Genomic DNA, 25,471 nt, shown 5'->3' with positions numbered 1-25,471 from the left:
CTTATATAAGCTCTTTTTTATGTTTGGTAAAAATTACGATCTATATTGTAGCGAGCTGTGTATAGAACTGCCAGTCTTGAATAGTACACGACTCATTATAACTCTCTAAAAGTAGCTTCTGTGAGTCTCGTGCCAACTTAAATTCATTATTTAAAATAGCTAACTTAACCCGTAGACGCAATAGCTCATCTGTTAATTCCGCACTATCGACTTGCTTAAGCTGTTCTAATGCTTCACTCAAACGCTTCTCGTGCCATAAAATATTAGCAAGTTTAATAGGCTCATCCTGATAGCCAGTCTGAATAACGTCCTCTTTTATTTTCTTAATCTCTTCTATCTGGATTGGAGAAATAACAGGATGCTGTAAAGCATTCTCAATACGTTCTAAAGCAAGATCCCAAGCATCATGGGTCATTGCTTGTTGTGCGTACTCCATAATAGTATCAACGGAAACTTCTGACGTATCAGGACGATCTAAGTCAATAATAGCTTCATATACACGTTTACAGTTATTAGTATCGCGATAGGCAAAGGTATTTTTTATTCTTGTTGCATACGGCTCTAATGGCTCTCCCTTATTATTCAAGACTTGTTCTAATTCTGCAAATAGCTTTGATTCTTCAGTAACGACAGGACCGAAACCGTCTTCTTCATAACTAAAGTAACCCGGAGCAAATACATGACCAGTGTCAAAAAAACTATCTTTATCAAATTGATAATACAGAACAGCTTTATTCAAAATAGCCATTTCAAAATGTACGGACGAGTAATCAGTAATTATCAATTTAGAATGCTGAAATAATTGTTGAATACTGCCATCTATTGATTTCCAAATCCTGATATAGTCTGGGATCGATAAAACCTCTAAATAAGGTTCAATATTAAGATGAGGAGCAAATACGACTTTATAATTGAACTTTTGAGTAAGCTCTTTCAGCTCATCACTATTTAGCAATTTCTGCCAATGCACGGCATAATCTGTTTCTATAAAATCTGGATTAAGAGCTCTAGTATTACCACCCGTAACTTCTCCAACGATGCTTTGACGCCAAGTAGGCATAATTAGAATAGTATTACTATCGAAGCGATTACCAGCGATTAATTGATCATGTCTTGGAAATCCAGTTAAAAAAACTTCTTTCCGAGATAAATTATATCGTGTGTTATCACCTGAAATCGCACTATATTCGTCGTTGGTTGATGTAATAAAACGTTGCAAATTCTTTTTAGAGTTAACCCATGCCGATAAATCATTTTGAGTTACTCCATGCTGTAAAAATACGAACTTCTTACTGTATTCAAAGGCATCACCAAAATAATCATTAATATATCTATCGAGATGACTACTGATAAGCTTTCCTGACTTTCTTAGAACCTCTTCGAAATGAGGTGAACCAAATTCTAGCAAATTAAAACCATCTTTCTTTAAGCGCTCCCAGTCATATGACTCCTTTGTTAAAGCAAAATATATATTTTTTTCTGGGTAGTTATTTTTAATATAGCGATAGAGGTGTTCAGCGTTATCATCAGCTTGCGTATCTCTATCCATAAGTAGCCAAATATTGTTATCACTATTATATTTTTTCGTTTTAAATCTATCAAAAATCTTTTGGATAGTTATACCGTTACTATACTTCTTCCCCTGTAATGACAATACAGACTGTTTTTTGTCTATAATTACCTCAATATTATCTTGAAGATTGTTATTTTTATAAGAAACCCAAACTCTTCTCTCGTTAACGTAAGTCTTATCTAAAAAATCATATTTTTTTGTCTTGCTAAATGAAGGAATAATATCTTCTCCTCCTATTCTAATATGTTCAAAAGCATCAAAATAAGTAAAGTAACAAAAAAGAATCTGCTCCTTCTCTTTATCAATATTTTCTATATATACAGTTTGAAAAGATGGTTTTTCACCTTTCAAAAACCCTAACCAAGCAACTCTTTGTAAAAACCATGTTCCAGATAGATCAAAATCCATTATTGTTTCAGTTTCTATATATGAAAATATCTCTAACAACAGATTTAAAAAAACCTGCTTCTCATTATCACTTAGAATATTTAAAGAAGAATCTTTATTCACAATATATTTAAAGTACCAAGATAAATGATATAAAACTGTATTTTGTAAGTGTTTGGGAACATATCCAAATTTATTATATGCTTCTTCTAGCATTGATAAGCAACCTTCAGACAATACATCAGAATATAATGAAGGCTTCGTCCAAGCTCCATCTAAAGTTGATGTACCATCTGAGCGTTTGCGATAAAAATAACTAGTATCTGTAATAAATGCAACTTTACTTTCCTGTTCTATACGAGTGGTATAGTCACCAACAAACTTTGCATCTTCGAAATTAGGTTTTATCTTCTCATTAAATTTAATATTGTTAGATCTAATATTATCAGTTTTAAAGAAGGCACTATTTACTGAGAGTTGTATGTAACTATTAAGTTTATTTATTTGAATCAATCGATCTTTTTTATCGAATCTATACTTTAAAGGATGACTATCCTTAAAAACATTTAAATCCTCGAAGTAAAAGACAAAAGGACAGCTGATTAGACTAACATTCTTTTCTTTAGATATAAATAAGTCAACTTTATGAAAGTAGTTTAAAGACACAAAATCGTCAGGATCAATAAAAGTTACCCATTCAGTTTCGATATAATTTATACCTAAATTACGTGCTGATGCTTGTCCACCATTTTCTTTATAGATATACTTAATACTTTTAGGATATTTCTTTTGCCAATTCTTAATTATTTCAGCAGAATTATCAGTAGAACCATCATCTACCAATATGAGTTGAATATGATTTTTAAAGCTTAGACTTTGATTAACTAAGCTTTTAAAATAATCATCTAAATACTTTTCTACATTGTAGACTGCTGATACTATTGTAAAGTCATTACTACCTCTATATTTAATAGGTGTCTTACCTATCAATTGTGCACTGCGCTTATCGTATGAACCCTGTAAAAAGCCCTTAGGGTCTTTGGCAAACTTATTTAGTCTACGATCTAGAACTCTTCTCTCATCATCGCTTATAGGTAGCTTAGTAATGATAGAGTTTTTAATTCTTTGAAATTTCATAAATAATCGTCTCAGGCTAACCAGTCACTAAAAATAAAATTTGCACTTAGTCATTTCTAAATTCGAATATAATCAATTAACTGGTAAAATTCAATTATAAGTATAACTTTTAGGTACAAAAAAACACCCCATTGTAGGGGTGTCTCTAACGTATATCAAGGATATTTAACAGTTTTTTACCAGAACTATATATATTCTTTTGTACGAATATGCTACCAACCAGTAACTTCTTTAAGCTTATCGCCGATTTTAGCTGGGTCACGAGTATACGCGATGCCTGCATCTTCAAAGGCTTTGAATTTCTCTTCAGCAGTACCTTGACCACCAGAGATGATAGCGCCGGCATGACCCATACGCTTGCCTTCAGGAGCAGTGACACCAGCGATATAACCAACGACTGGCTTAGTCACGTGCTCTTTAATATAAGCAGCTGCTTCTTCTTCAGCAGTACCACCGATTTCACCGATTAGGATGATAGCTTCGGTTTGTGGATCGTCTTGGAACAGTTTTAGTGCATCAATCTGGTTCATACCAGGAATAGGATCACCACCGATACCGATACAGGTTGACTGACCAAAGCCAAGCTTAGTCGTCTGCGCAACAGCTTCATAAGTTAGCGTACCAGAGCGTGAGATGATACCTACTTTACCTGGCAGATGGATATGACCTGGCATGATACCGATTTTGCATTGGCCTGGAGTGATAACACCTGGGCAGTTAGGACCAACCATACGGACGCCGTCTGCTTCTTCGATATAACGCTTAGCTTTTAGCATATCGATAGTCGGTACGCCTTCAGTGATCACAACGATCAGCTTCACGCCTGCATCTACTGCTTCAACGATAGAATCTAGTACGAATGGCGCTGGTACGTAGATAACTGATGCGTCAGCTTGAGTTGCTTCCATCGCCTCGCGCATGGTGTTAAATACTGGTAGGCCTAGGTGCGTTTGACCGCCTTTACCTGGCGTTACGCCGCCGACGACTTTAGTACCGTATTCGATGGCTTGTTCAGAGTGGAACGTACCGTTTTTACCAGTGAAGCCTTGTACCAATACTTTGGTATCTTTATCAATTAATACACTCATTGTTTATTCCTTGTATTCGGTTGTCTTGTAATAGCAGTTTGCTAGCTTACATATCGTTAAATGTTAACGACTTGTCATCAGCTAAAACTGCTACTACGCTTTGACTACTATGTTTAAGTACCTATATTTAAGCACCTATATTTAAAAACTGTGCTTTAAATACATTATGCTTGAACAGCGTCGACAATTTTTTGAGCAGCGTCTGCTAGGCCTTGGGCTGAAGTCAGTTTTAGACCAGACTCTTCTAGGATCTGTAAGCCTAATTCAGCGTTGTTACCTTCTAGGCGTACAACAACAGGTACTTTTACGTCAACTTCTTTGACCGCAGCGATAATAGCTTCTGCAATCATGTCACAACGTACGATACCGCCAAAGATGTTGATTAGAACGCCTTCAACACTGCTATCTTCTAGAATAATTTTGAACGCTTCAACAACGCGATCTTTAGTTGCCCCGCCGCCAACGTCCAAGAAGTTAGCAGGCTTGCCGCCATACAATTTGATGATGTCCATCGTAGCCATTGCAAGACCGGCACCGTTTACCATACAACCGATATTGCCTTCTAGGGCAACATAGTTTAGGTCAAACTCAGCTGCTTTTAGCTCACGCTCATTTTCTTGAGTTTTGTCTTGTAGTGCTGCGATTTTTGGTAAACGATATAAGGCATTTGAGTCGATACCGATTTTGCCATCAACACAAACGATCTCGCCGTTTTCACGAACTGCTAACGGATTGACTTCAAGTAAGGCAAAGTCGTTTTCGATAAATGCTTGATAAGCACCAGTCATGATTTTTACGAACTGATTGATCTGCTTGCCTTCAAGACCCAACTTGAATGCGACATCACGTGCTTGGTAAGGCATGAGACCTACTAATGGATCTACGCTTACTTTAAAGATTTTTTCTGGCGTCTCGTTAGCCACTTCTTCGATATCAACACCGCCTTCGGTCGATGCCATGAAGGTTACGCGGCGCGTAGAACGGTCGACGACAGCACCAAGATATAGCTCAGTTTGTACTGGATACATATCTTCTGCAACCAATACGAAGTTGACTGGTTGACCATCAGCGTCAGTTTGGAACGTTACTAGATTGGTTCCGATAAGCTCATCAGTGACTTGCTTAGCTTCTTCGCGAGTCTTAACCAGCTTAACACCACCAGCTTTACCACGGCCACCAGCATGTACTTGTGCTTTGATAACAGCGATATCAGTTGGGGTCTTGTCAAAAGCGGCAGCAGCTTCTTCGCCACTATAGGCAATGATGCCTTCTTGAATTGGCAAACCATAGCTTTTTAGTAGCTCTTTTGCTTGATACTCATGTAAATTCATTGATTGTATCCTTTATTTTTTACAATTAATAAAAAGTGAAAATAAGTGCTTAGAAAAATATATCTGAGCACTTATGATGGTCACGACCGCTATCTCAATAATGAATGCGGTCGCGCCATCCGGTTAAACTTGTTATTTACTTAAATTGTCTTAACTTTGATTATCTTAATTTTGAATATCTTAATTTCAAAAGCTACTTACGTTTTTTACGCTGAATGGCGTGAATAGCACGGCCATCTGCAGATAGAGCGGCTTCATGTACGGCTTCTGAAATCGTTGGATGCGCAAAAGTCATTAGCTGTAAGTCTTCGATACTAGAGACAAACTCCATCGCAATCATGCCTTGATGAACGATATCACCAGCACCAGCTGAGATAGCATGCATACCTAATAGACGATCTGTTTTTGCATCAGCAACGACTTTGATAGAGCCCTGCGCTTCACTTTGCGCAAGCGCACGACCATTAGCAGCTAGGTTAAATGAGCCAGTTTTGACTTCATAACCCGCTTCAGTCGCTTCTTGTTCAGTCAAACCAACCCATGCGATTTCTGGATGCGTGTAGATAACATTGATAATGGTATCATAATTAACTTGGGCTTTTTCGCCATGGATACGCTCAACAGCCATCATGCCCTCTTCCATTGCTTTATGCGCAAGCATAGGACCACGGACTAAATCACCGATTGCGTATACGCCATCGAGATTGGTTTTACATTGATCATTCACGTCAATAAGACCACGTTCAGTCAAGGTAATACCGCTGTCTTCACCAAGTAGTTTTTCAGAATAAGCACGGCGACCAACACAGACGATTAGCTTATCAAAGCGCTCCTCGCTTGATTCGCCTTTGTTTTCACTGGTAACTACAACTTCGTCACCTTGTACTTCAGCATTGGTTACTTTGGTATCAACACGGATATCAAGGCCTTGCTTCTTCAACATCTTACGCGATTCTTTAGCGATGTCTTTATCAGCAGCTGCTAAAAATTCAGGTAGTGCTTCGTATACGACAACTTCTGAACCCAAACGACGCCAGACAGAACCAAGCTCAAGACCGATTACACCTGCACCAATAACGCCTAAACGCTTAGGCACTTCAGTGAAATCAAGCGCGCCTGTTGAGTCAACGATACGATCACCATCAGTTTTGGCAACTGGGATATCAATAGGCACAGAACCTGCCGCTAGAATCACATTCTTAGCAGTAATAGTACTTTCCGCTTCGTCTTCAAGAGCGACAAACTTAACTTTTTTATCGCTGCCTTTGCCGTCCACTAACGTGCCCCAGCCTTGTAGCCAGTCAACGCCGTTACCTTTTAATAATGCTGCAACACCGCCAGTCAATTGCTTAACGATGCCTTCTTTACGTTCTATCATTTGTTCGATATTGATAGATACGTCGCCTGTGCTGATACCATGCTCATCAAGATCATGCTTAGTAGCTTCATAGCGATGCGAGCTGTCAAGTAGCGCTTTTGATGGGATACAACCGACGTTTAAGCAAGTACCGCCAAGAGCAGGCTCGCCTTTATAAACGCGTTTTTCGATACAAGCAACGCTCATACCCAGCTGTCCTGCACGGATAGCTGCTTCGTAACCACCAGGACCGCCGCCAATGACGACTAAATCATAATTGTCTTTCATAGTACGTTCCTTTTCTAATTTTGGTTTTGATTTTAGTTCTGTTTATAGGTGCAATCATTATACAATTTAATAAAAAAGAGCCATACATCATGCGATAAATAGATAGTTAATACACTAATTCAGCATCGTGTGTCATATAGCGCTTATCCATATTACTAAAAACCGGATATTAAAGATTGCAAAGCATTTATAAAAATGCATCTATAATCTTTCGCACCAAAGCAAAAAGCTTGTATCAGCGATTGCCAATACAAGCTTAGAAGCTTATAAGTCTAGTAGGAGCAATGATGGGTCTTCGACCAATTCTTTGATAGTGACTAAGAACTGTACCGCTTCTTTACCATCGATCATACGGTGATCATAAGATAACGCAAGATACATCATCGGTAGGATTTCAACTTTACCATCGACTGCCATTGGGCGATCGTTAATAGCATGCATACCTAAGATAGCAGTTTGCGGTGGGTTCAAGATAGGCGTTGACATGAGTGAGCCAAATACACCACCGTTTGAGATAGTGAATGTACCACCAGTCATCTCATCTAAACCTAATTTGCCTTCTTGTGCTTTACCGCCAAGCTCACGGATTTTGCTCTCAACATCCGCCATGCTCATGCGATCAGTATCACGCAATACAGGAACAACTAGGCCACGATCTGATGAGACAGCAACACCGATATCGTAAAAACCATGATAAACGATATCATCGCCATCTAATGAGGCGTTCACTGCTGGGAAACGTTTTAGCGCTTCAGTAGCTGCACGTACGAATAAAGACATAAAGCCTAAACGTACACCATGACGCTTTTCAAACTTATCTTTATACTTAGTACGCAAGTCCATCAACGGCTTCATGTTGACTTCATTAAACGTGGTTAGCATCGCAGTATCTTGCGACGCTGATAATAGACGCTCAGCGACACGCTTACGTAGACGAGTCATTGGCACACGTTTTTCAGTACGCTCACCTGTTGACTCAGCTACAGGACGACCGCTATCAGATTTGATAGAGCTGTCAGCTTTTAGCGTTGGGCTTGCCATATCAGTCTTAGTAACACGACCTCCGCGACCACTGCCTTCGACGTTTTTAGGATCTACGCCACTCTCTTTGGCCGCTTTGCGTACTGCTGGGCTTTGATCTTTATGATCGGCTTCAGCGCCACCTTTTTTATCAGTCGCTTGTACTGGCTCGCCGCCATCAGTTGCTTGTTTTTCTTGCACAGGCGCAGCAGGTTGGTCTGGATCTACGGCTGGGGCTGTACCAGCGCTAGCACCGGCTTCGAACTCACCGATAAGCTCGTCAGATAGTACAGTATCGTCAACTTGCTTAACGATTTTGGTCACAACGCCATTATCAGGCGCGACGACTTCTAGTACTACTTTATCAGTTTCGATTTCTGCTAAAAGGTCATCACGGTTAACTTGTTGGCCTTCAGTGACGTGCCATTCAACGATTGTGCCATCGGCAACCGATTCTGGAAAAACGGGGGCTTTAATTTCAGCCATCGATATACTCCTTAGATTTGGATATTACTATTTATTATTAAGTCGTGATAGACAGTTAGTGCTCATTTAAGGGTGTGTCATGGATAATGATACACCCTTATAAATAGCTTACTTATTGATGATCTAATAACGTAATGAGTCCTAACTGCTATCGCCTGATTGATTTATCTTATACTGATAGCTTTTATTCGGCCAACTCATCGACACTAATGCCAAGACCACCAGCGATTAATGCTTGCTGCTGCTGAGCATGCAATTTTGGTGAGCCTGTTGCTGGTGCTGCACTAGCAGGACGCGCTACTGGCTCCATAACTTTCGCTTTAGTCGGATGTGGTACGACGATACGGAACATATGCGGTGCCAAGTAATACCAAGCGCCTTGGTTCAACGGCTCTTCTTGCGTCCAGACAATTTCTTTTAAATTGCTATATTTTTCTATTTCAGCAATCAAGCGTTCTTCTGGAAGTGGATAGAGCTGCTCAATACGCACAATGGCCACATGATCTAACCCTAAAGCACGACGCTGCTCAAGTAAATCGTAATAAACCTTACCACCACACAATACTAGACGTGTGACCTGATCGGCATTTTGCTGATCGATCTCTGGCAATACCGTTTCAAACTTACCATTGGCAAGCTCTTCAAGCTGTGAAGTCGCAAGCTTATGACGTAGTAAGCTCTTTGGTGACATGACGATTAGCGGCTTACGAATTGGACGTACCGCTTGACGACGGAGCGCGTGATATATTTGCGCTGGCGTAGTTGGCGTAATGACCTGCATATTGTCTTCAGCACATAACTGTAAAAAGCGTTCAAGACGCGCTGAAGAATGCTCAGGACCTTGACCTTCAAAGCCATGCGGTAATAGCATCGTTAAACCACAAACACGCTGCCATTTAGTCTCACCACTAGAGATAAACTGGTCAATGACTACCTGCGCACCGTTAACGAAATCACCAAACTGTGCTTCCCAAACGACCAATGCATCTGGAACGGTCGTCGCATAGCCATATTCAAAGGCCAATACTGCTTCCTCTGATAGCAATGAGTTGTAAGTCGCAAAGCGAGCTTGTTTTTCACTAATATGGGCTAGTGGCACATACATACTACCGTCATTGACGTTATATATTTCACTATGACGATGTGAGAAAGTACCGCGACCCACATCTTCACCGGTGATACGTACTAACACTTCATCATTATCGACAAGTGATGCATAAGCAAGCGTTTCTGCCGCACCCCAGTTAAGAGGCTCTTCACCAGTTTGCATGGCTAAACGTTGGTCAACGACTTTTTGAACTTGGCGTTGCAGTTTGTAGCCTTCTGGCATCTCAGCCATACGGCGACCATATTGTTTTAGCTTTTCTATATCGACACTGGTATCCCAGTCATCAACCAAATCATGACCTAGATAAGGTTTCCAATCTACAAATAGCGCTTCATCAGGATCACTAACTAAAGAGTTCACCACATAATCGCCACGATCTAGTGACTCACGGTACGCATCTTCATAGTTTGTAGCTTCTTCGTCGCTAATGACACCATCTTTAATAAGCTGCTGCGCATAAATAGCACGAGTCGTTGGTAGCTTCTTGATAACCGCATACATCAGTGGCTGAGTCGCTGACGGCTCATCGGCTTCATTATGACCGTTACGGCGATAGCAGAAGAGATCAATAATGATATCTTTGTCAAACTCATGACGGTAATCAAGTGCTAGCTGAGCGGCAAAGATTACTGACTCAGGATCATCACCATTCACGTGTAAGATAGGTGCGTGCACCATTTTTGCCACATCGGTACAATACTCTGTCGAGCGCAAATCTTCTTGGCGACTAGTAGTGAAACCAACTTGGTTATTGATAACAATATGTAGTGTGCCACCCGTGGTATAAGCACGCGTTTGCGACATCTGGAAAGTCTCTTGCACGACGCCCTGACCTGCGAATGCGGCATCACCATGAACAACGATTGGCAATACTGAGTTGCCATCTTTGTTGTTATGACGGGCTTGATCATTACGACGTACTTGACGCGCGCGGACAGAACCTTGCAATACTGGGGCTACGATTTCAAGATGCGATGGGTTAAAAGCCAGTGCTAGATGCGCCTCACCGCCTGGTGTCATCACATTGGATGAATAACCATTATGATATTTTACGTCGCCTGAACCTTTTTCTGGCTGCACTTTACCATCAAACTCATCGAATAGATCAGCTGGGTTTTTGCCTAGAACGTTCACTAATAAGTTAAGACGTCCACGGTGTGCCATGCCGATAACCATCTCTTTAGTACCATAACTACCAGCACGTTGAATGATTTCATTGACAGCAGGGATAAAGCTCTCGCCACCTTCTAAGCCGAAACGCTTTACACCCGTATATTTACGAGCTAAGTATTTCTCTAAACCTTCAGCAGCAGTCAAACGCTCAAGAATAGACAGGCGCTTTTCTTTATCGAATTTGATGTAACCTAAGTTTGTCTCAAGATATTTTTCCATCCAGCGTTTTTCAGTACTGGTGGTAACATGCATGTACTCTACGCCAATATAACGGCAATAGACGCGTTCCATGATTTCAATGATCTCACGCAATGGTGCTTCTGATTTGCTAATACTAATATCGCTGGTAGGATATATAGTATCAAGATCAGCTTCTGATAAGCCATGATAAGCGAGGGTTAAATCCTCTACTTCAGCACGCGGGTGCAAACCTAAAGGATCAAGCTGCGCACGGCGATGACCGCGGCGGCGATACGCTGAAATCAGCTGCTGAACACCCATCTGTTTAGGGTCAGCACAGTCTGCTGATGTGCTCGTAGTTGAGCTATCAGGGGCAGCGCCACCTTTATTAGCGGTTTGATTTCGTGCAAGCAGTAAGAACTGATCTTTAATCTCGTTGTGCTTGGCATCGTTAGGAGACTGGTATTGTTTAAAATAATCTTGCCAATCGTTATCGACACTACTCGGATCGCTTAAAAACTGCTCATAAAGAGATTCGATATAATGGGCATTGTCAGCGGCAAGTTCAGTATGTTCTACACCAGCTGCTTCTTTAGTTATACTATTCATAATAATCGTCTATTTGATAGATAAATGAATGGAATCGTGCTTATTGTTGTGTAATCTGTCATATGCTAGGCTTTTAGAAAAACTGGCATACATCGTTAAGTACTGTTTATTAAAGAGCGCTTTTACACGCTATTACTTGATGGGGTAGATATGTATGACCAACTACAATATCAAGCCCAAAATTTACTTTTTATAATTGTCTGGAATAGATAGCAACAAGTAACTTTAACCCTCATTATTACCGTGATACCACTATTACAAATATCTGTGAACGTTCGGTCTTGTTTTTTGCCTCGTTTCACAAATTTAATTTATATATAATGGTTCCATCTATAACCATTAGATTAATCAAACGAAATTTTACTGCACATTATTAATCTAATTTTATTAATAATAAGCTGAGTATTTATTGGTTTATCTCAGTCAACTACTGCCGAAAATACCCACTACTAAACATGATCACCTGCTTTTACGCCAAGCATACACTGCTATATAGGGTAACATGCATCAATTACCTGACATAGTTTGTTTGTTCAATACTAATTATTTACGTAATAAATATTAATTATCATTCAGCAAAAATTATCCACTTGTTCAGAGTGAAATAATAACCTTCGCCCATAATGAACGCATTGCGATAGGTCTGATTTTGAATAACACTTACAGTGACTATGATAGCATTTTTAGAGCCGAATCTTTATCACAAGTTGTCATATACTGGCTTTATTTTAAAAATAGTATCGTTGAAAAACAGTACCATTCTACAGCAAGCGAAGTTAACACCAGACCAGTTTACAAATGCTTTGCTTATAGAGGTAAATTGTACAGGTAAACAGATGCTAAGCTCCGAACTCTTACACGCTACCAACGCACTGTACGCATAGACTTACATTGAACAAGATATTGGTTACAGATAAGTTGCATGACTGCCAAAATCCGACTCTTCACTTTTATTATCTACTCTAAAAAATAACAAGCAATTAAAAACACCGCCTGATATTCAGACGGTGTTTTAGTATTGGGTATTTAAACAAACTTGTTGTTAATCGACTTATTTAACCGGCTTGATCAAGCAACATATTACGTAGATTACCGATTGCTTTAGTTGGATTCAGACCTTTTGGACACACTGATACACAGTTCATGATTCCACGGCAGCGGAATAGGCTGAACGGATCATCCAAACGAGCCAAACGCGCTTGCGTATCTGTATCACGGCTATCAACGACAAAACGGTTAGCATTAAGTAGTGCTGCTGGACCTAAGAACTTATCAGGGTTCCACCAAAATGATGGGCAGCTGGTTGAACAACAAGCACATAAGATGCATTCATAAAGACCATTCATCTTTTCACGCTGTTCAGGTGACTGTAAACGCTCAGTTGGTGGCGCTGGCTGCTCATTGATTAAGTACGGATGTACTTTTTCATACTGCTCGTAAAATTGGTTCATATCAACAACCAAATCACGAACCACTGGCAAACCTGGTAATGGGCGAACGGTCACTTTTTCAGGCAACGTATTCATGTTGATCAAACATGCTAGGCCGTTTTTACCATTGATATTTACGCCGTCAGAGCCACAGATGCCTTCACGGCATGAACGACGGAAGGTAATGGTCTCATCTTCCTTTTTTAGGCGTAATAATACGTCAAGCAACATACGATCTGAGTCTAGTAGCTCAATCGTATAAGTTTGCATGCGTGGCGCTGCGTCCTGATCAGGATCGTAGCGATAGATTTCGATGGTGCGAGTACCTCGGCTCATAATGCTAAACTCCACACGTAGGTGATGGCGGGCATACAAAGGTTGCAACATGCCAGCGCTAATGTTTAATCTGAATCATAGCACTGGCATAAGCTTGTAGCTGGCGGTCACCTTTTTAATAAATTAATAAGGGATAAAACGTTAATCCTATTCATACACAAACAGCGTGTAATACAGAATTAATAAACGCGAACTTTTGGCTCAACATAATCGACAGTCAATGGAACTTTGCGAACTGGCTTATAGATGACACGGTTGCCTTCAGAATACCATAAGGTATGCTTCATCCAATCGTGATCATTACGGCCATTTGGTGCATAGTCATCGTCTTCTGGACGATCATAATCGGATACACTATGAGCACCGCGGCTTTCGTGACGCTTAGCTGCTGATATCATCGTCGCTTTCGCTACTTCATATAGATTGGCAACTTCGAATGCTTCAATACGGGCAGTATTAAACACTTGTGATTTATCACCCAAATGAATTTGATCAATCTTTTCACCTAACGCTAAAATCTTTTCAACGCCTTCATCCATCATCGCTTGCGTACGGAAGACGCTCGCATGCGTTTGCATAGTCGCACGAATCTCATCCGCTACGTCTTGCGCATTGTAGCCTTCTGTAGACTGCTGCAATTTATCCAAACGACGTACCGTGAAATCTAATACATGAGGATCAAGCGGCTTGTAGTTATGATCAGCATGATGATATTCATCAACGATATGTTTACCTGCTGCGCGACCAAAAACCAATAAATCAAGCAGTGAGTTAGTACCTAAACGGTTGGCACCGTGAACACTAACGCAAGCACATTCACCGATAGCATAGAGACCTTTAACGACGTTGCCTTTTGCATATAGGCCGTCTTCGTCAGTACCCGCTTCTAAATCCGGTACAATGACTTGACCATGAATAGTAGTCGGAATACCGCCCATCATATAGTGAATGGTTGGGATAACTGGAATTGGCTCTTTAGTGATATCAACGTTCGCAAAGTTTTTACCAATCTCAAATACTGATGGTAAGCGCTTCATGATGGTTTCAACACCTAAATGGGTCATGTCCATAACGATGTGATCCGCATTAGGACCACAACCACGGCCTTCTTTAATCTCTTGGTCCATAGAGCGCGATACTAGATCACGAGGTGCCAAGTCTTTCACGGTTGGCGCATAACGCTCCATAAAGGCTTCGCCGTCTTTGTTACGTAAGATAGCCCCTTCACCGCGGCAACCTTCGGTCAATAGTACGCCTGCACCATGAACGCCCGTCGGGTGGAACTGCCAGAATTCCATATCTTGTAGTGGAATACCTGCACGAACTGCCATGCCAATACCGTCACCAGTATTGATATAAGCGTTGGTAGAGGCAGCAAAGATACGACCAGCACCACCTGTCGCTAGGACAGTGATTGGTGACTGGAATACCGCAACCGTACCTGTTTCTTGCTCAAGCGCTACAACACCGTTGATGTTGCCAGCTTCATCTTTGATCAAATCAAGAGCAATCCACTCAATAAAAAACTCAGTGCCTTGCTCTAGGTTTTTCTGATATAGCGTATGTAGTAATGCATGACCTGTACGGTCAGCTGCAGCGCAAGCACGTTGAACGGCTTTTTCGCCATAGTTTGACGTATGACCGCCAAATGGACGCTGATAAATTGTGCCATCTTCGTTACGATCGAACGGCATGCCCATGTGCTCAAGCTCATAAACAACTTTTGGCGCTTCGCGGCACATATATTCAATAGCGTCTTGGTCACCTAACCAATCTGACCCTTTAACGGTGTCATAAAAGTGAAAGTGCCAGTTATCATTGCTCATATTACCTAAGCTTGCACCGATACCGCCCTGTGCCGCAACAGTATGCGAACGCGTTGGGAATACTTTGGTAAGCACTGCAACCTTCATGCCCGCTTCAGCCAAATGTAGTGAAGCACGCATGCCTGAACCGCCACCGCCAACGATGACTGCGTCGTAGTTCAGGGTCTTAATGTTGCTAATAGTATTGTCTTGTCTTGTTGCCATTACGGTTTTCCTAATGCTTGTGAAGTAAATACAAGGAGTGTCTATCAGACATCACGTTCACTTATTTGAGTATCCTTATATGTTCAATAGAATAAGCTCAACAGAAGCGCTAATATCTTTGAGACAACCTTCAACCACTTACTAAAATTTGCATATTCATCATTATATTAAGCTTGAGACTCTACGTAGCTTTTAATAAGCTTCCTTCGTATCGGCGCTTGATACATTATATAGTGCATCCTACCATTATGAATGCGCTAAGCTGACAATGTTTGTGCACACTATCCAACATGATGAATCTAATATGGCTACTGACTGACTGCTCTTAAAGACTTTAGAAGCCATTAAAACTGACTGAGCAGTCCGTCATTGTAGGGTCTGAAAACGAGATGTCTTCAATAGTTAAACAGCAACGACACCGAAGCCATTACCCCAAAAAATCATAATACCCCAGAATAGATAAACTAAAATGGCGATAATCATTAAGGTTTGTAATACCATACGTAGTCTTGGAGCGCTTTCACCCATCTTGCCAGACGTAATGTAATCGGTAAATACTGTCCACATACCGACCCAAGCATGGCCAGCAAGCGCCAGTACAGCGACTAAACTGAATAGACGCATTGGTAAGCTGGTCATAAAGTCTGACCACTCAATAAAGGTCACATTACCATGTGTCAAAAAGAAGCCCAGTAATACAACACTATAGACTGCCAATACGACAGCACTAATACGCTGGACAATCCAGTCACGTGAGCCTGAACCTGTCAGACCGGTGGCGCTTTTGATTCCTGAATCATTTTTTATCATTAGAACATCACCCATACAAATGACGCGACAATTAGAATCGCTGCAATCACAAAACTGACCATAGAGGCAGTACGGCCAGATTTCAGCTCCTCATTCATGCCCATATCAGCAAATAAGTGCTTCATACCCATCACAAAATGATAAGCAATTGCGGCAACAAATATCCATGCTAAGAAGCGAATAAGGACGTTATCAAACACGGTTTCAAAGCTCTCAGGCGAGGCCAAAGAGGTCTGTAATAACCAAAGCATGACAGGAATTAATAGAAATAGAATAATGCCAGATATACGATGTAAAATTGAAGCTATCGCAATCGGTGAGCGATTAACGCTAATCACTTGGCTCAAAGGCAGATCAATAGGTCGGTTGCTTTTCACAGCGGGCATCCTTTTTGCGGTTATACTCCTGTATCTACTAACAACGCTAAGTAGGAATTGATCCTACTAAACATCCAGCAACACATGAGACGAATAAAGTAAGGAAGAGCTAGCTGACTGTGCTAATTAAGAGGTTAACAATTAACTGTTTATGCTGCACCTACTCATTATCGTGAGCACTTATTAGTTATTCACTGACGATAAAACATAAATGAATAACAAGGCTATGCTGTCATTGAAGCGATCTGTTATTTTGTTTATCTACCATTAATATGATAGTTGGCTGTACAGTTAACTGGTCTATTTTTAATTAGTTCTTTAAGGCAAAAAAGATAACGCTACTCGGTCATCTTTTCTGAAATGAACTGAATCATAGTCAATCTAAAAATAGAACAAACAACGACAGCATTCAAGTCATAAACTATTGTTATGCTTGCAAATTAACATATTAACTTTAACAAAAAGCATTCGATTAAGCATTTAATGAACCAACATACGCTAGCGAGCATTTACTAAAACAAAGTTAGCATCAGTCAAATCACGCCATTATAAAATGGCTAGCCAACAATTACAAATTTATCCCTTAAATAGTGAATATCGTGGCTGTCTTAACATAAAGTCAATTATCTGTAATAGAATTGTCGTAAACCTACTACTCTTTTATTGATAGTAGCTTTTATGGTTTTACTCTACTAGGTATGCACTGTCTGTTTTCAACCGTATTAATATGAAATTTAGTATAACTAAACAATTGAAAAGAGTCAGTTTATATCATGATAATAGTCATCATGTTATTCTGCTAAAAACACTTAATTTACTATAAATAAGCAAGCAGACATATTTTGATACAAAAATTACCCGATAGAAATACCCTGAAACCACGTAAATTGGGGGAATGGCTGTCAAAAGTCTTTTCTAATTGTGCCGAATTACTGGTAACATAGCCAGAATCTGAAATTAGTTGAATCCGTATTTGTTCATGTGACGACACGAAGTTATGTGTCGTTAGTACTTTTACTCTAACAAGCTAAAACCAATGGAGATGAAATTATGGCTGATAACAACGCCACCCTAACAGTAGATGGTAAGGAATACCAACTTCCAATTATTAAAGGCACTTTAGGGCGCCCGGTTATCGACGTTGCCGCTTTACAAGAATCTGGTTATTGGTCTTATGATCCCGGTTTTAAAGTTACTGCTCCTGTCGAGTCAAAGATTACTTTTATCGATGGTGGTAAAGGCGAGTTATTACATCGCGGCTATCCTATCGATCAGTTAGCGAACAATGCTGAGTATTTAGAAGTTGCTTATGCTCTTGTTCATGGTGATCTACCTACTGCTGAGCAAAAAGCAGACTTTTTTGAAAAAATCCGTAAGCATTCAGGTGTTCATGATCAACTGCGTAAGTTCTTTGAAGGCTTCCGCCGTGATGCGCATCCAATGGCAATTATGGTTGGTGTCGTTGGTGCTTTATCAGCGTTTTACCATGATAAATTAGATATCAGTGATGAGAATCATCGTGAAATCACTGCTATCCGTTTGATTGCTAAAATGCCAACGCTTGCTGCGATGAGTTATAAATACTCACAAGGCGAACCGTTCATGTATCCACGTAACGACTTTAACTATGCAGAAAACTTCTTATATATGATGTTTGCAACCCCTGCTGACGTTGACTATAAAGTAAACCCTGTGATTGCCAAAGCAATGGACAAGATCTTTACCTTACATGCTGATCATGAGCAGAACGCTTCAACGTCTACGGTACGTTTGGCTGGTTCTACTGGCGCCAACCCTTACGCTTGTATCGCTGCTGGTATTGCTGCGCTATGGGGCCCATCACATGGCGGCGCGAACGAAGCTGTCCTTGAGATGCTTGATGAAATCGGTTCAGTTGAAAACGTACCTGCATTTATGGAAAAAGTGAAGAGCCGTGAAGTGAAGCTTATGGGCTTTGGCCACCGTGTCTATAAAAACTTTGATCCACGTGCCCAAGTCATGAAAGAGACTTGTGACGAAGTATTAGGTGCCCTAGGTATCAATGATCCTAAGCTTGAGCTTGCAATGGCACTTGAAAAGATTGCTCTAGAAGACCCGTTCTTCGTTGAGCGTAACCTATATCCAAACGTTGACTTTTACTCTGGCATTATCTTAAAAGCCATTGGTATCCCAACGTCAATGTTTACCGTTATTTTCTCGCTAGCTCGTACCTCTGGTTGGATCAGCCATTGGTTAGAGATGCATAGCGCACCGTTCAAAATCGGTCGTCCACGTCAGCTATATACTGGTGAAACGCATCGCGATTTCGTTAAAGTTGAAGACCGTAAGTAAGTTTGATTAGATATTAAAACAATAAAAAATCCCGCCATTGTGCGGGATTTTTTATTGTCGTTTAAATGAATAGTTTGAGCGCTTATAAGCAATTATCAGAAAAGTACGTATTGAAAAAAGAAGCCATTCAAGAGGATTACAGAAGCGGTTACTGAAACTCTTGTAAAGTCTGCTCGTATTTAGCGATTTGCTCATCATAGTCTTTGATAGTGTCATTAAACTTCGTCATTAGAACTTCAAATTCTTGCTGTTGCTTTAATTTCATTTGCTGCATATCGAGCGCTTGTTGAGCTTCTATCTGCTGCCATACTTGATGCTGGATGATTAAGCGTGCTAGTGCGGGGCTCTTTACACTTACTCTCTCAGCAATCTCTGCATGTTCAAATAACTGCGGCACTAGAGTAGCGACATTTAGTAAAGTGTCTGTATCTTGAGCACTAAGCGCGGTAGTCGCTGGCTCATAAAGCGCTTGCATCGCTTGTTGATAACGTTCGATAATTTCTTCTTCAGTTAATACTTTAGGTCTGCGCGGCTCAAGGCTAATACGCTTTAGTACCTCTAGATCACGCTCCCCCACTTCAGTACTAGTATTTATCTCAACTTCGGCATCATTCGTAGCTACCTCGTTAGTAGCTTCAATATCTGCATCATTGGTTATAGGGTCAGCAGTGGCGCTAACTGTAGAATCAGGGCTATTAGTATTAGTCGTATCATCGACTGGCTCAGATGCACTATCAAGCAACAAGGCATTTTCGTTATCAGAAGCATCAGCTGCTTGTAGTGCCTCATACTCTGCTTGCAAACGTCGTTGTAGACCTTGCATCTGGGCGACGTACAAAGGCTGAAACTGCTCGATACGCGCCTTAGCTGAATCACTCAATGGTGCAGGCTTAGCATTTTCAGCATCAATTTGTGTGCTTATTTGACTGTCATTGTCAGATTCCGTAGTTTCTGACTGCTGCTGACAACCTGCCAGCATCAATGTTCCTGCAAGTATCGCTACTATTAAATTAGGTGTTCGCCATAAATGAACAGTAGTAACCTTATGAATGGTGTTTTTTGATCGAACAGCATCAAGCTTTGAGTTCCAAAAAGTAAAAATCACGGCACAATTCCTTTGTTAAAAGCTAATATAGCAGATAGAATTTGTTGTTAATTCTTATGGTTAATATTAATTTACTTATATTTTATAATAGCGGTTATGAGACCTTAGTTGAAGGTTAAACTGTGAATGGTTTATTAGTATGCTTAGTCTCCGCGTTAGAGCCTACCGTCAAAAAAGGAATACAGGCTTCTAGATCTTGACAGTCTTGACCAAGCTGATAGCGGACGAAATAATCCTGCACCATGCGTGCTTGCTGCTCAATACCGTATTTAAAAAACGGCTTACCCAGCTCTAAGTCATAATCATAGCGACGATCAACAAGGGCGCCGCGAATCACTTTTAAACCTTGCTGCAATTGCCAAACGTGAGTAAGCTCATGAATTAGCCAGCTTTGCTTACTAAGAGTGGCATTGCTAAAGTCTACTATCCAGTCCTCCGGATGAAAATATATATTCCCATTAGGGCTTACTGCGTAATTTTTGAGTACCCACCAGGCCGTTTTTAACCGCACTGCCTCAAGCTCGATACCATCACCAAAGACTGAACGCGCTAACATGATCTCGCCTTCACTAAGCTTACGTGACTGCTTGGCAAAACGACTTGATAAACGCAGGCTTTGACTCAATAACTGCTTTACGGAATGTGTCATAGGCGATGAATATCTCCATGGTTAATGTTTAGCACTGTCAGCTAATAGATGGATTAATAGGCTATAAATAAAGCCTATGACCATGAAATAAAAGTGCAAAGGACAGAAGTTGTACACTTGTACGGCTTTTTTGAGCCAAAAATGCCCTAACCTTTGCTTTAATTATCAGTGACTTTTTAATAGTATTTATTAAAAAATTACTGATAATTACTACTAAAAAATTAACTTAGATTATTATTTGTCTGATTTCATATAATTTCGATATTACTATCATGGTTACTATTTTGTGATGTAAAAAAGAGCTGTGCATAGATAACTCATATCGTACAGTAAGCACAGTTGCTACCGTAGCCGATTTATATGAGGTTCAATACAAAAACATAGAGAGTCTTATGGCCCCTAACTTTCATGCTGATACGCCACTTGCCCAGCGCATGCGCCCCGACTCCCTTGACGATATCATCGGTCAAGCGCACTTATTAGCGGAAGGTGCACCTCTACGGCGCTTGGTCGAACAGAATCATCTGCCTTCGATTATCTTGCATGGGGAGGCAGGTATTGGTAAAACTACTATTGCCATGCTATTAGCTGATGCAGTTGGGCGACCTTTTCATGCACTCTCAGCACTTAATACTGGCGTAAAGCAGTTACGTGAGGTGTTAGATAGCAAGGACTCATTAAGCTTTGAGTCACCAGTGGTTTTTATCGATGAGATTCATCGCTTTAATAAAGCACAACAAGATGCATTATTGGGCGCTGTCGAATCCGGTGATATTACCTTGATTGGGGCCACTACAGAAAACCCTTCATTTAGTGTCAATAATGCCCTACTCTCACGCTGCCAAGTATATCGCTTAGAACCACTCATCGCAGAGCAAATCGCGACCGTACTAACGCGTGCTATTACGGCAGACACGGTATTAAAATCGCTATCTATTGATTTGCAAGCACAGGATTTTATTAGCCAGTTAGCGCATGGCGATGCACGTAAAGCATTAAACCTGTTAGAGCTTGCAGTACAAACCGCTGATTCAAAGCAGTCGCCCATTATTATTAATGATGAGCTGGTTGGCCGAGTCGCTCAAACTGCATTAGTGCGTTACGATAAAGATGGCGAGCAGCATTATGATATTATCTCAGCGATGATAAAGTCCGTACGCGGCTCTGATCCCGATGCCGCTTTATACTGGATGGCGCGAATGCTAGTTGGCGGTGAGCCTGCTGACTTTATTGCTCGGCGCTTAGTCATTTTGGCCAGTGAAGATATCGGCAATGCCAATCCTAATGCCTTATTACTTGCTGATGCTGCTTTACGCAGTGTGCAATCAATCGGTATGCCGGAAGCGCGAATCATCCTAGGCCAAGTCGTGGTCTATCTGGCGACCAGTGCTAAAAGTAATAGCACTTACAATGCTATTAATGCAGCGATGGCGCTGGCAGAAAAAGACGCCTCACCTGTGCCGCTCCATCTACGTAATGGGGTGACCAAATTAATGCGTGAACAAGGTTATGGCAAAGGCTATGCTTATCCGCACAACTACCCTAATCATTATTATCCGCAGACTTACTTGCCTGATAATTTGGTGGGCACACGTTTTTATGAGTTTGCAGATAATCAGCGCGAACAACATAGTAAGCAGTTTATGGACTGGCTTAAGAGCCAAGCACCAACGAGTAAGTAACGATAGTCACAGCTTTTTCGCCTATCTGCTACAATAGGCAGATAAAATTTTATACCCCTACATATCTATAAATAATAAATCATTGAGACTTCTTATGAGTTTAAATACGATTCCTGAAATTATTGAAGACATTCGCGCCGGTAAAATGGTCATTTTGATGGATGATGAAGATCGCGAAAACGAAGGTGATATCATCATGGCGGCCACGCATGTCCGTCCTGAAGACATTAACTTTATGATTACCCATGCCCGCGGTTTGGTATGCTTAACCTTGTCACAAGCGCGTTGCCAACAGCTTGCATTGCCACTGATGTCAGATCGTAACGAAGCAAAATTCAGCACCAACTTTACCGTTTCTATCGAAGCTGCTGAAGGCGTTACTACTGGTATTTCTGCGGCAGATCGTGCACGTACTATCCAAGCAGCAGTCTCATCAGCAGCAAAGCCTGAAGACATCGTCCAACCTGGCCATATCTTCCCAATCATGGCACAAAATGGTGGCGTATTACACCGTGCTGGACATACCGAAGCTGGCTGTGATTTAGCACGCCTAGCAGGACTTGAGCCTGCAGCCGTTATTGTAGAGATTATCAATGCCGATGGTACGATGGCACGCCGTGATGACCTTGAGATATTCGCCAAAGAACACGATATCAAAATCGGCACCATTGCTGACCTTATCAACTATCGCATCGCTAATGAGCAAACGGTAGAAGAGATTGAATCGCATCCGTTTGAGACTGAATATGGTACTTTCACTCTGCATCGTTTCCGTGAGTTTGGTGCTGATGAGACTCATATAGCCTTGGTAAAAGGCGATGTTAGCGAAGGCGTTAGTACGGTACGTGTTCATGGCTTCCATCCATTACGTGATTTATTTGCGGCTAAAAACGATACCACAGGGCGCAGTGGTTGGAGCGTACAATCAGCTCTAGAAGAAATCAGTGCTTCAGAACGTGGTGTCTTGGTTTGGATTGGTAGCCATCAACCAATCGACTTGGGAGATGCGTTAGATAAAGCCTCTGAAAACCAGTCGCTCTCAACTATCGCCCAGCAGCCTTATCGCAGTATTGGCGTTGGCGCGCAGATTTTACGCCACCTCGGTGTACGCGATATGCGCCTTTTATCATCGCCAATGAAGTTCTATGCGCTATCAGGCTTTGAGCTAAATGTCATCGATTTTATTCATGCACCAAAGCAAGATTAAACGACTAACTAGCTTAAGTTAATTTGCTAAAACCATTGTGATAAACAATTAAAAAATCGCTCAAAAAGATTATTCAAAAAAGGCACGCTAATCTGATTAGCGTGCCTTTTTATTATTTAACTCTTTTATCGTTTAGCTTCAGCTCAATGACGCATATTATAACTTAGGGGTGTGAGCTACTTTTTGTTCAAGCACTAACAAACGCGCACGCTCCTCGATTGTCCATGGCAACTTAGTTTTGCCATCACTCTCTAGTCGTACTATCACTGCCTCAGCAGTAGCGACTACGGCTTGCTGCGCACAGCTATAATAACTATATTCTATGACGATACTGGTCGCGCCCAAGCGTTGACAGCGCACGCCCAGTAATAGAGTATCAGGGTATACGACTGGACGTAAATATTGACAGCTAGACTGGGCCAGCACAGTGACCATACTGCCATCAAACATACCTAAGGTCTGCAAATAAGCGATGCGCGCTGACTCAGCATAACGATAAAACACCACATTATTTAAATGATTAAAGGCATCCATCTCACCCCAATGTATGGGCTGAGTATGTATTACTGGATAATTTGCCAATTCAGCAGGATAGCTATCGTCTGGTATGTCAGCTGTTAATCTTATTTCATGACTAGCGTTGTTCATAAACCACCTTAATCTGTATTTTTAATATATCAGAATCTAAAATGCCCAAACATCTATCAATCTAATATAACTTAACGCTTAGGCTTATCCAAAATCTGAGTAGTCAATAAAGGCTTAGGCTTGGGCGCATCAGCAATCAGTTTATCAAGCCAAACAATTACCTCTGTGATGTTCTCTGGCGCTTCCGTAGCCGTTGGACTTTGTTGACCTTTATTAATTTGGTCGGTGTCTGTAGCAGAGGACTGTGCTGTTTTACTAGCATTATTTTTCTGAGTACTGGAAGTGTTTTTAACCAACGTCTGTAACTGCTCACGCGCTTGGCTTAAACATACAATCAGCTGATCTTGCTCACGCATATTGCTGGCTTGAATAGCTAGATTCAGAGTCATGATGACTTCATGAATAGTTAACTGCTGACGGTTTAATGGAGCACTATTATTATGTACTTTGTTAGTAGCCGTACGCGCTGAACCAGTAGTAGTATCAGAAGTTGTCTTTGTATTATCATTACGGTTACTATCAGAATAATTAACATCATTACGACTAATTTTGCGATCATAACTGTGCAAAAAATCTTGAATGTTTTGAATGGCCAAGTTTTGTAATTGCCATGGACTAGGCTGTGAGCTTTGCGCTTGTAAACGCTCAATATCTTTGGTCAAGCTTTGTTTAATGACAATCGTCAACGCTGGCGATATCTCATTATTATCTTGTGACAGTTGCCATAGTAAACCACGTAGCAATTCAATTGATGCCTTATAATTATTATCAGCGAGTAGTCTGTCTGCTACCTGCATTTGAATACGCAATAAATTGAGCTGATTTTGAGCTTGATTACTGACGGCTGTATTTGGCTCTGGTAGGCTCTGTTGACTGATTGAAAATAAACGGTCGTCCATCTCATTTAGACGGCTGACTACATGCTCATTACTTTGCAGACGTTCATTGATTTGGTTTTGAAAACGTTGCTGAGCAACATATAGCCAAACTAAGGCAATGACTAATAATAAGATAAACAACCATTGCAAACGTAATAACAAGATATTCGCCTGCCGACGCTGCTGATTTACAGATAATGTATCAGCTGTAGAAGTTTTAAATTCGGTTGACATAAGACAGCACCGTTATT

17 protein-coding genes are annotated in these 25,471 nt (G+C 40.9%); 3 read left to right on the top strand and 14 right to left on the bottom strand.

Features of this window, described 5'->3' with window-relative positions; translation table 11 throughout:
• Positions 1-40: 40 nt before the first annotated feature.
• The 10 genes from AK825_RS00625 to sdhC form a co-directional block, all read right to left on the bottom strand.
• Complete coding sequence (locus tag AK825_RS00625; protein ID WP_068033771.1) at positions 41-3,097, bottom strand: CDP-glycerol glycerophosphotransferase family protein; 3,057 nt, start codon at positions 3,095-3,097, stop codon at positions 41-43.
• Between the two features lie 212 nt (positions 3,098-3,309).
• A complete protein-coding gene (gene sucD, locus AK825_RS00620; RefSeq protein WP_068033769.1) occupies positions 3,310-4,185 on the bottom strand; it encodes a succinate--CoA ligase subunit alpha in 876 nt (291 codons plus the stop codon).
• Between the two features lie 164 nt (positions 4,186-4,349).
• The gene (sucC, locus tag AK825_RS00615) at positions 4,350-5,516 is read right to left on the bottom strand and encodes an ADP-forming succinate--CoA ligase subunit beta (RefSeq protein ID WP_068033767.1); all 1,167 of its coding nucleotides are present in this window, start codon (positions 5,514-5,516) and stop codon (positions 4,350-4,352) included.
• A gap of 193 nt (positions 5,517-5,709) precedes the next feature.
• Positions 5,710-7,161 (bottom strand): dihydrolipoyl dehydrogenase, encoded by a 1,452-nt coding sequence (gene lpdA, locus AK825_RS00610; protein WP_068033766.1) that lies wholly within the window; start codon positions 7,159-7,161, stop codon positions 5,710-5,712.
• Between the two features lie 264 nt (positions 7,162-7,425).
• Positions 7,426-8,667 carry a 2-oxoglutarate dehydrogenase complex dihydrolipoyllysine-residue succinyltransferase gene (gene odhB, locus AK825_RS00605; RefSeq protein WP_068033764.1) on the bottom strand — a complete coding sequence of 414 codons (1,242 nt, stop codon included), beginning with the start codon at positions 8,665-8,667 and terminating at the stop codon, positions 7,426-7,428.
• Positions 8,668-8,851: 184 nt separating this feature from the next.
• Entirely contained in the window at positions 8,852-11,737 is a 2,886-nt protein-coding gene (locus AK825_RS00600; RefSeq protein ID WP_068033762.1) for a 2-oxoglutarate dehydrogenase E1 component, read from the bottom strand.
• A 1,055-nt stretch (positions 11,738-12,792) separates the two neighbouring features.
• Positions 12,793-13,503: a succinate dehydrogenase iron-sulfur subunit gene (locus AK825_RS00595; protein ID WP_068033760.1), complete on the bottom strand. Its 711-nt coding sequence runs from the start codon at positions 13,501-13,503 to the stop codon at positions 12,793-12,795.
• Positions 13,504-13,682: 179 nt separating this feature from the next.
• On the bottom strand, positions 13,683-15,533 hold the full coding sequence (gene sdhA / locus AK825_RS00590; RefSeq protein WP_068033757.1) for a succinate dehydrogenase flavoprotein subunit: 1,851 nt from the start codon (positions 15,531-15,533) through the stop codon (positions 13,683-13,685).
• A gap of 402 nt (positions 15,534-15,935) precedes the next feature.
• Entirely contained in the window at positions 15,936-16,322 is a 387-nt protein-coding gene (gene sdhD / locus AK825_RS00585; RefSeq protein ID WP_068038841.1) for a succinate dehydrogenase, hydrophobic membrane anchor protein, read from the bottom strand.
• 20 nt (positions 16,323-16,342) lie between these two features.
• A complete protein-coding gene (gene sdhC, locus AK825_RS00580; RefSeq protein WP_082787118.1) occupies positions 16,343-16,729 on the bottom strand; it encodes a succinate dehydrogenase, cytochrome b556 subunit in 387 nt (128 codons plus the stop codon).
• Positions 16,730-17,770: 1,041 nt separating this feature from the next.
• Between sdhC and gltA the strand changes: the two genes are divergently transcribed.
• A complete protein-coding gene (gene gltA / locus AK825_RS00575) occupies positions 17,771-19,051 on the top strand; it encodes a citrate synthase (protein WP_068033753.1) in 1,281 nt (426 codons plus the stop codon).
• Positions 19,052-19,199: 148 nt separating this feature from the next.
• Here the strand turns inward: gltA and AK825_RS00570 are convergent, their stop codons facing one another.
• Both AK825_RS00570 and AK825_RS00565 read right to left on the bottom strand, forming a co-directional pair.
• On the bottom strand, positions 19,200-20,156 hold the full coding sequence (locus AK825_RS00570; protein ID WP_149038737.1) for a hypothetical protein: 957 nt from the start codon (positions 20,154-20,156) through the stop codon (positions 19,200-19,202).
• A gap of 115 nt (positions 20,157-20,271) precedes the next feature.
• On the bottom strand, positions 20,272-20,805 hold the full coding sequence (locus tag AK825_RS00565; RefSeq protein WP_068033748.1) for a type IV secretion protein Rhs: 534 nt from the start codon (positions 20,803-20,805) through the stop codon (positions 20,272-20,274).
• 392 nt (positions 20,806-21,197) lie between these two features.
• Here AK825_RS00565 and AK825_RS00560 point away from each other — a divergent pair, with 392 nt between their 5' ends.
• Both AK825_RS00560 and ribBA read left to right on the top strand, forming a co-directional pair.
• On the top strand, positions 21,198-22,487 hold the full coding sequence (locus AK825_RS00560) for a replication-associated recombination protein A (protein ID WP_068033746.1): 1,290 nt from the start codon (positions 21,198-21,200) through the stop codon (positions 22,485-22,487).
• A 94-nt stretch (positions 22,488-22,581) separates the two neighbouring features.
• Positions 22,582-23,694, top strand: coding sequence for a bifunctional 3,4-dihydroxy-2-butanone-4-phosphate synthase/GTP cyclohydrolase II (gene ribBA / locus AK825_RS00555; protein ID WP_068033744.1), 1,113 nt, complete (start codon positions 22,582-22,584; stop codon positions 23,692-23,694).
• Positions 23,695-23,850: 156 nt separating this feature from the next.
• Here ribBA and AK825_RS00550 read toward each other — a convergent pair whose 3' ends face one another.
• Both AK825_RS00550 and AK825_RS00545 read right to left on the bottom strand, forming a co-directional pair.
• A complete protein-coding gene (locus AK825_RS00550) occupies positions 23,851-24,342 on the bottom strand; it encodes an acyl-CoA thioesterase (RefSeq protein WP_082785584.1) in 492 nt (163 codons plus the stop codon).
• A gap of 71 nt (positions 24,343-24,413) precedes the next feature.
• A complete protein-coding gene (locus tag AK825_RS00545; protein ID WP_068033742.1) occupies positions 24,414-25,454 on the bottom strand; it encodes a hypothetical protein in 1,041 nt (346 codons plus the stop codon).
• Positions 25,455-25,471 lie beyond the last annotated feature (17 nt).

Source organism: Psychrobacter sp. P11G5 (assembly GCF_001593305.1).
In the GTDB taxonomy this organism is placed as follows: domain Bacteria; phylum Pseudomonadota; class Gammaproteobacteria; order Pseudomonadales; family Moraxellaceae; genus Psychrobacter.
The sequence above is the reverse complement of the archived record's forward strand: the minus strand, read 5'-3'. Positions and strand labels throughout refer to the sequence as shown.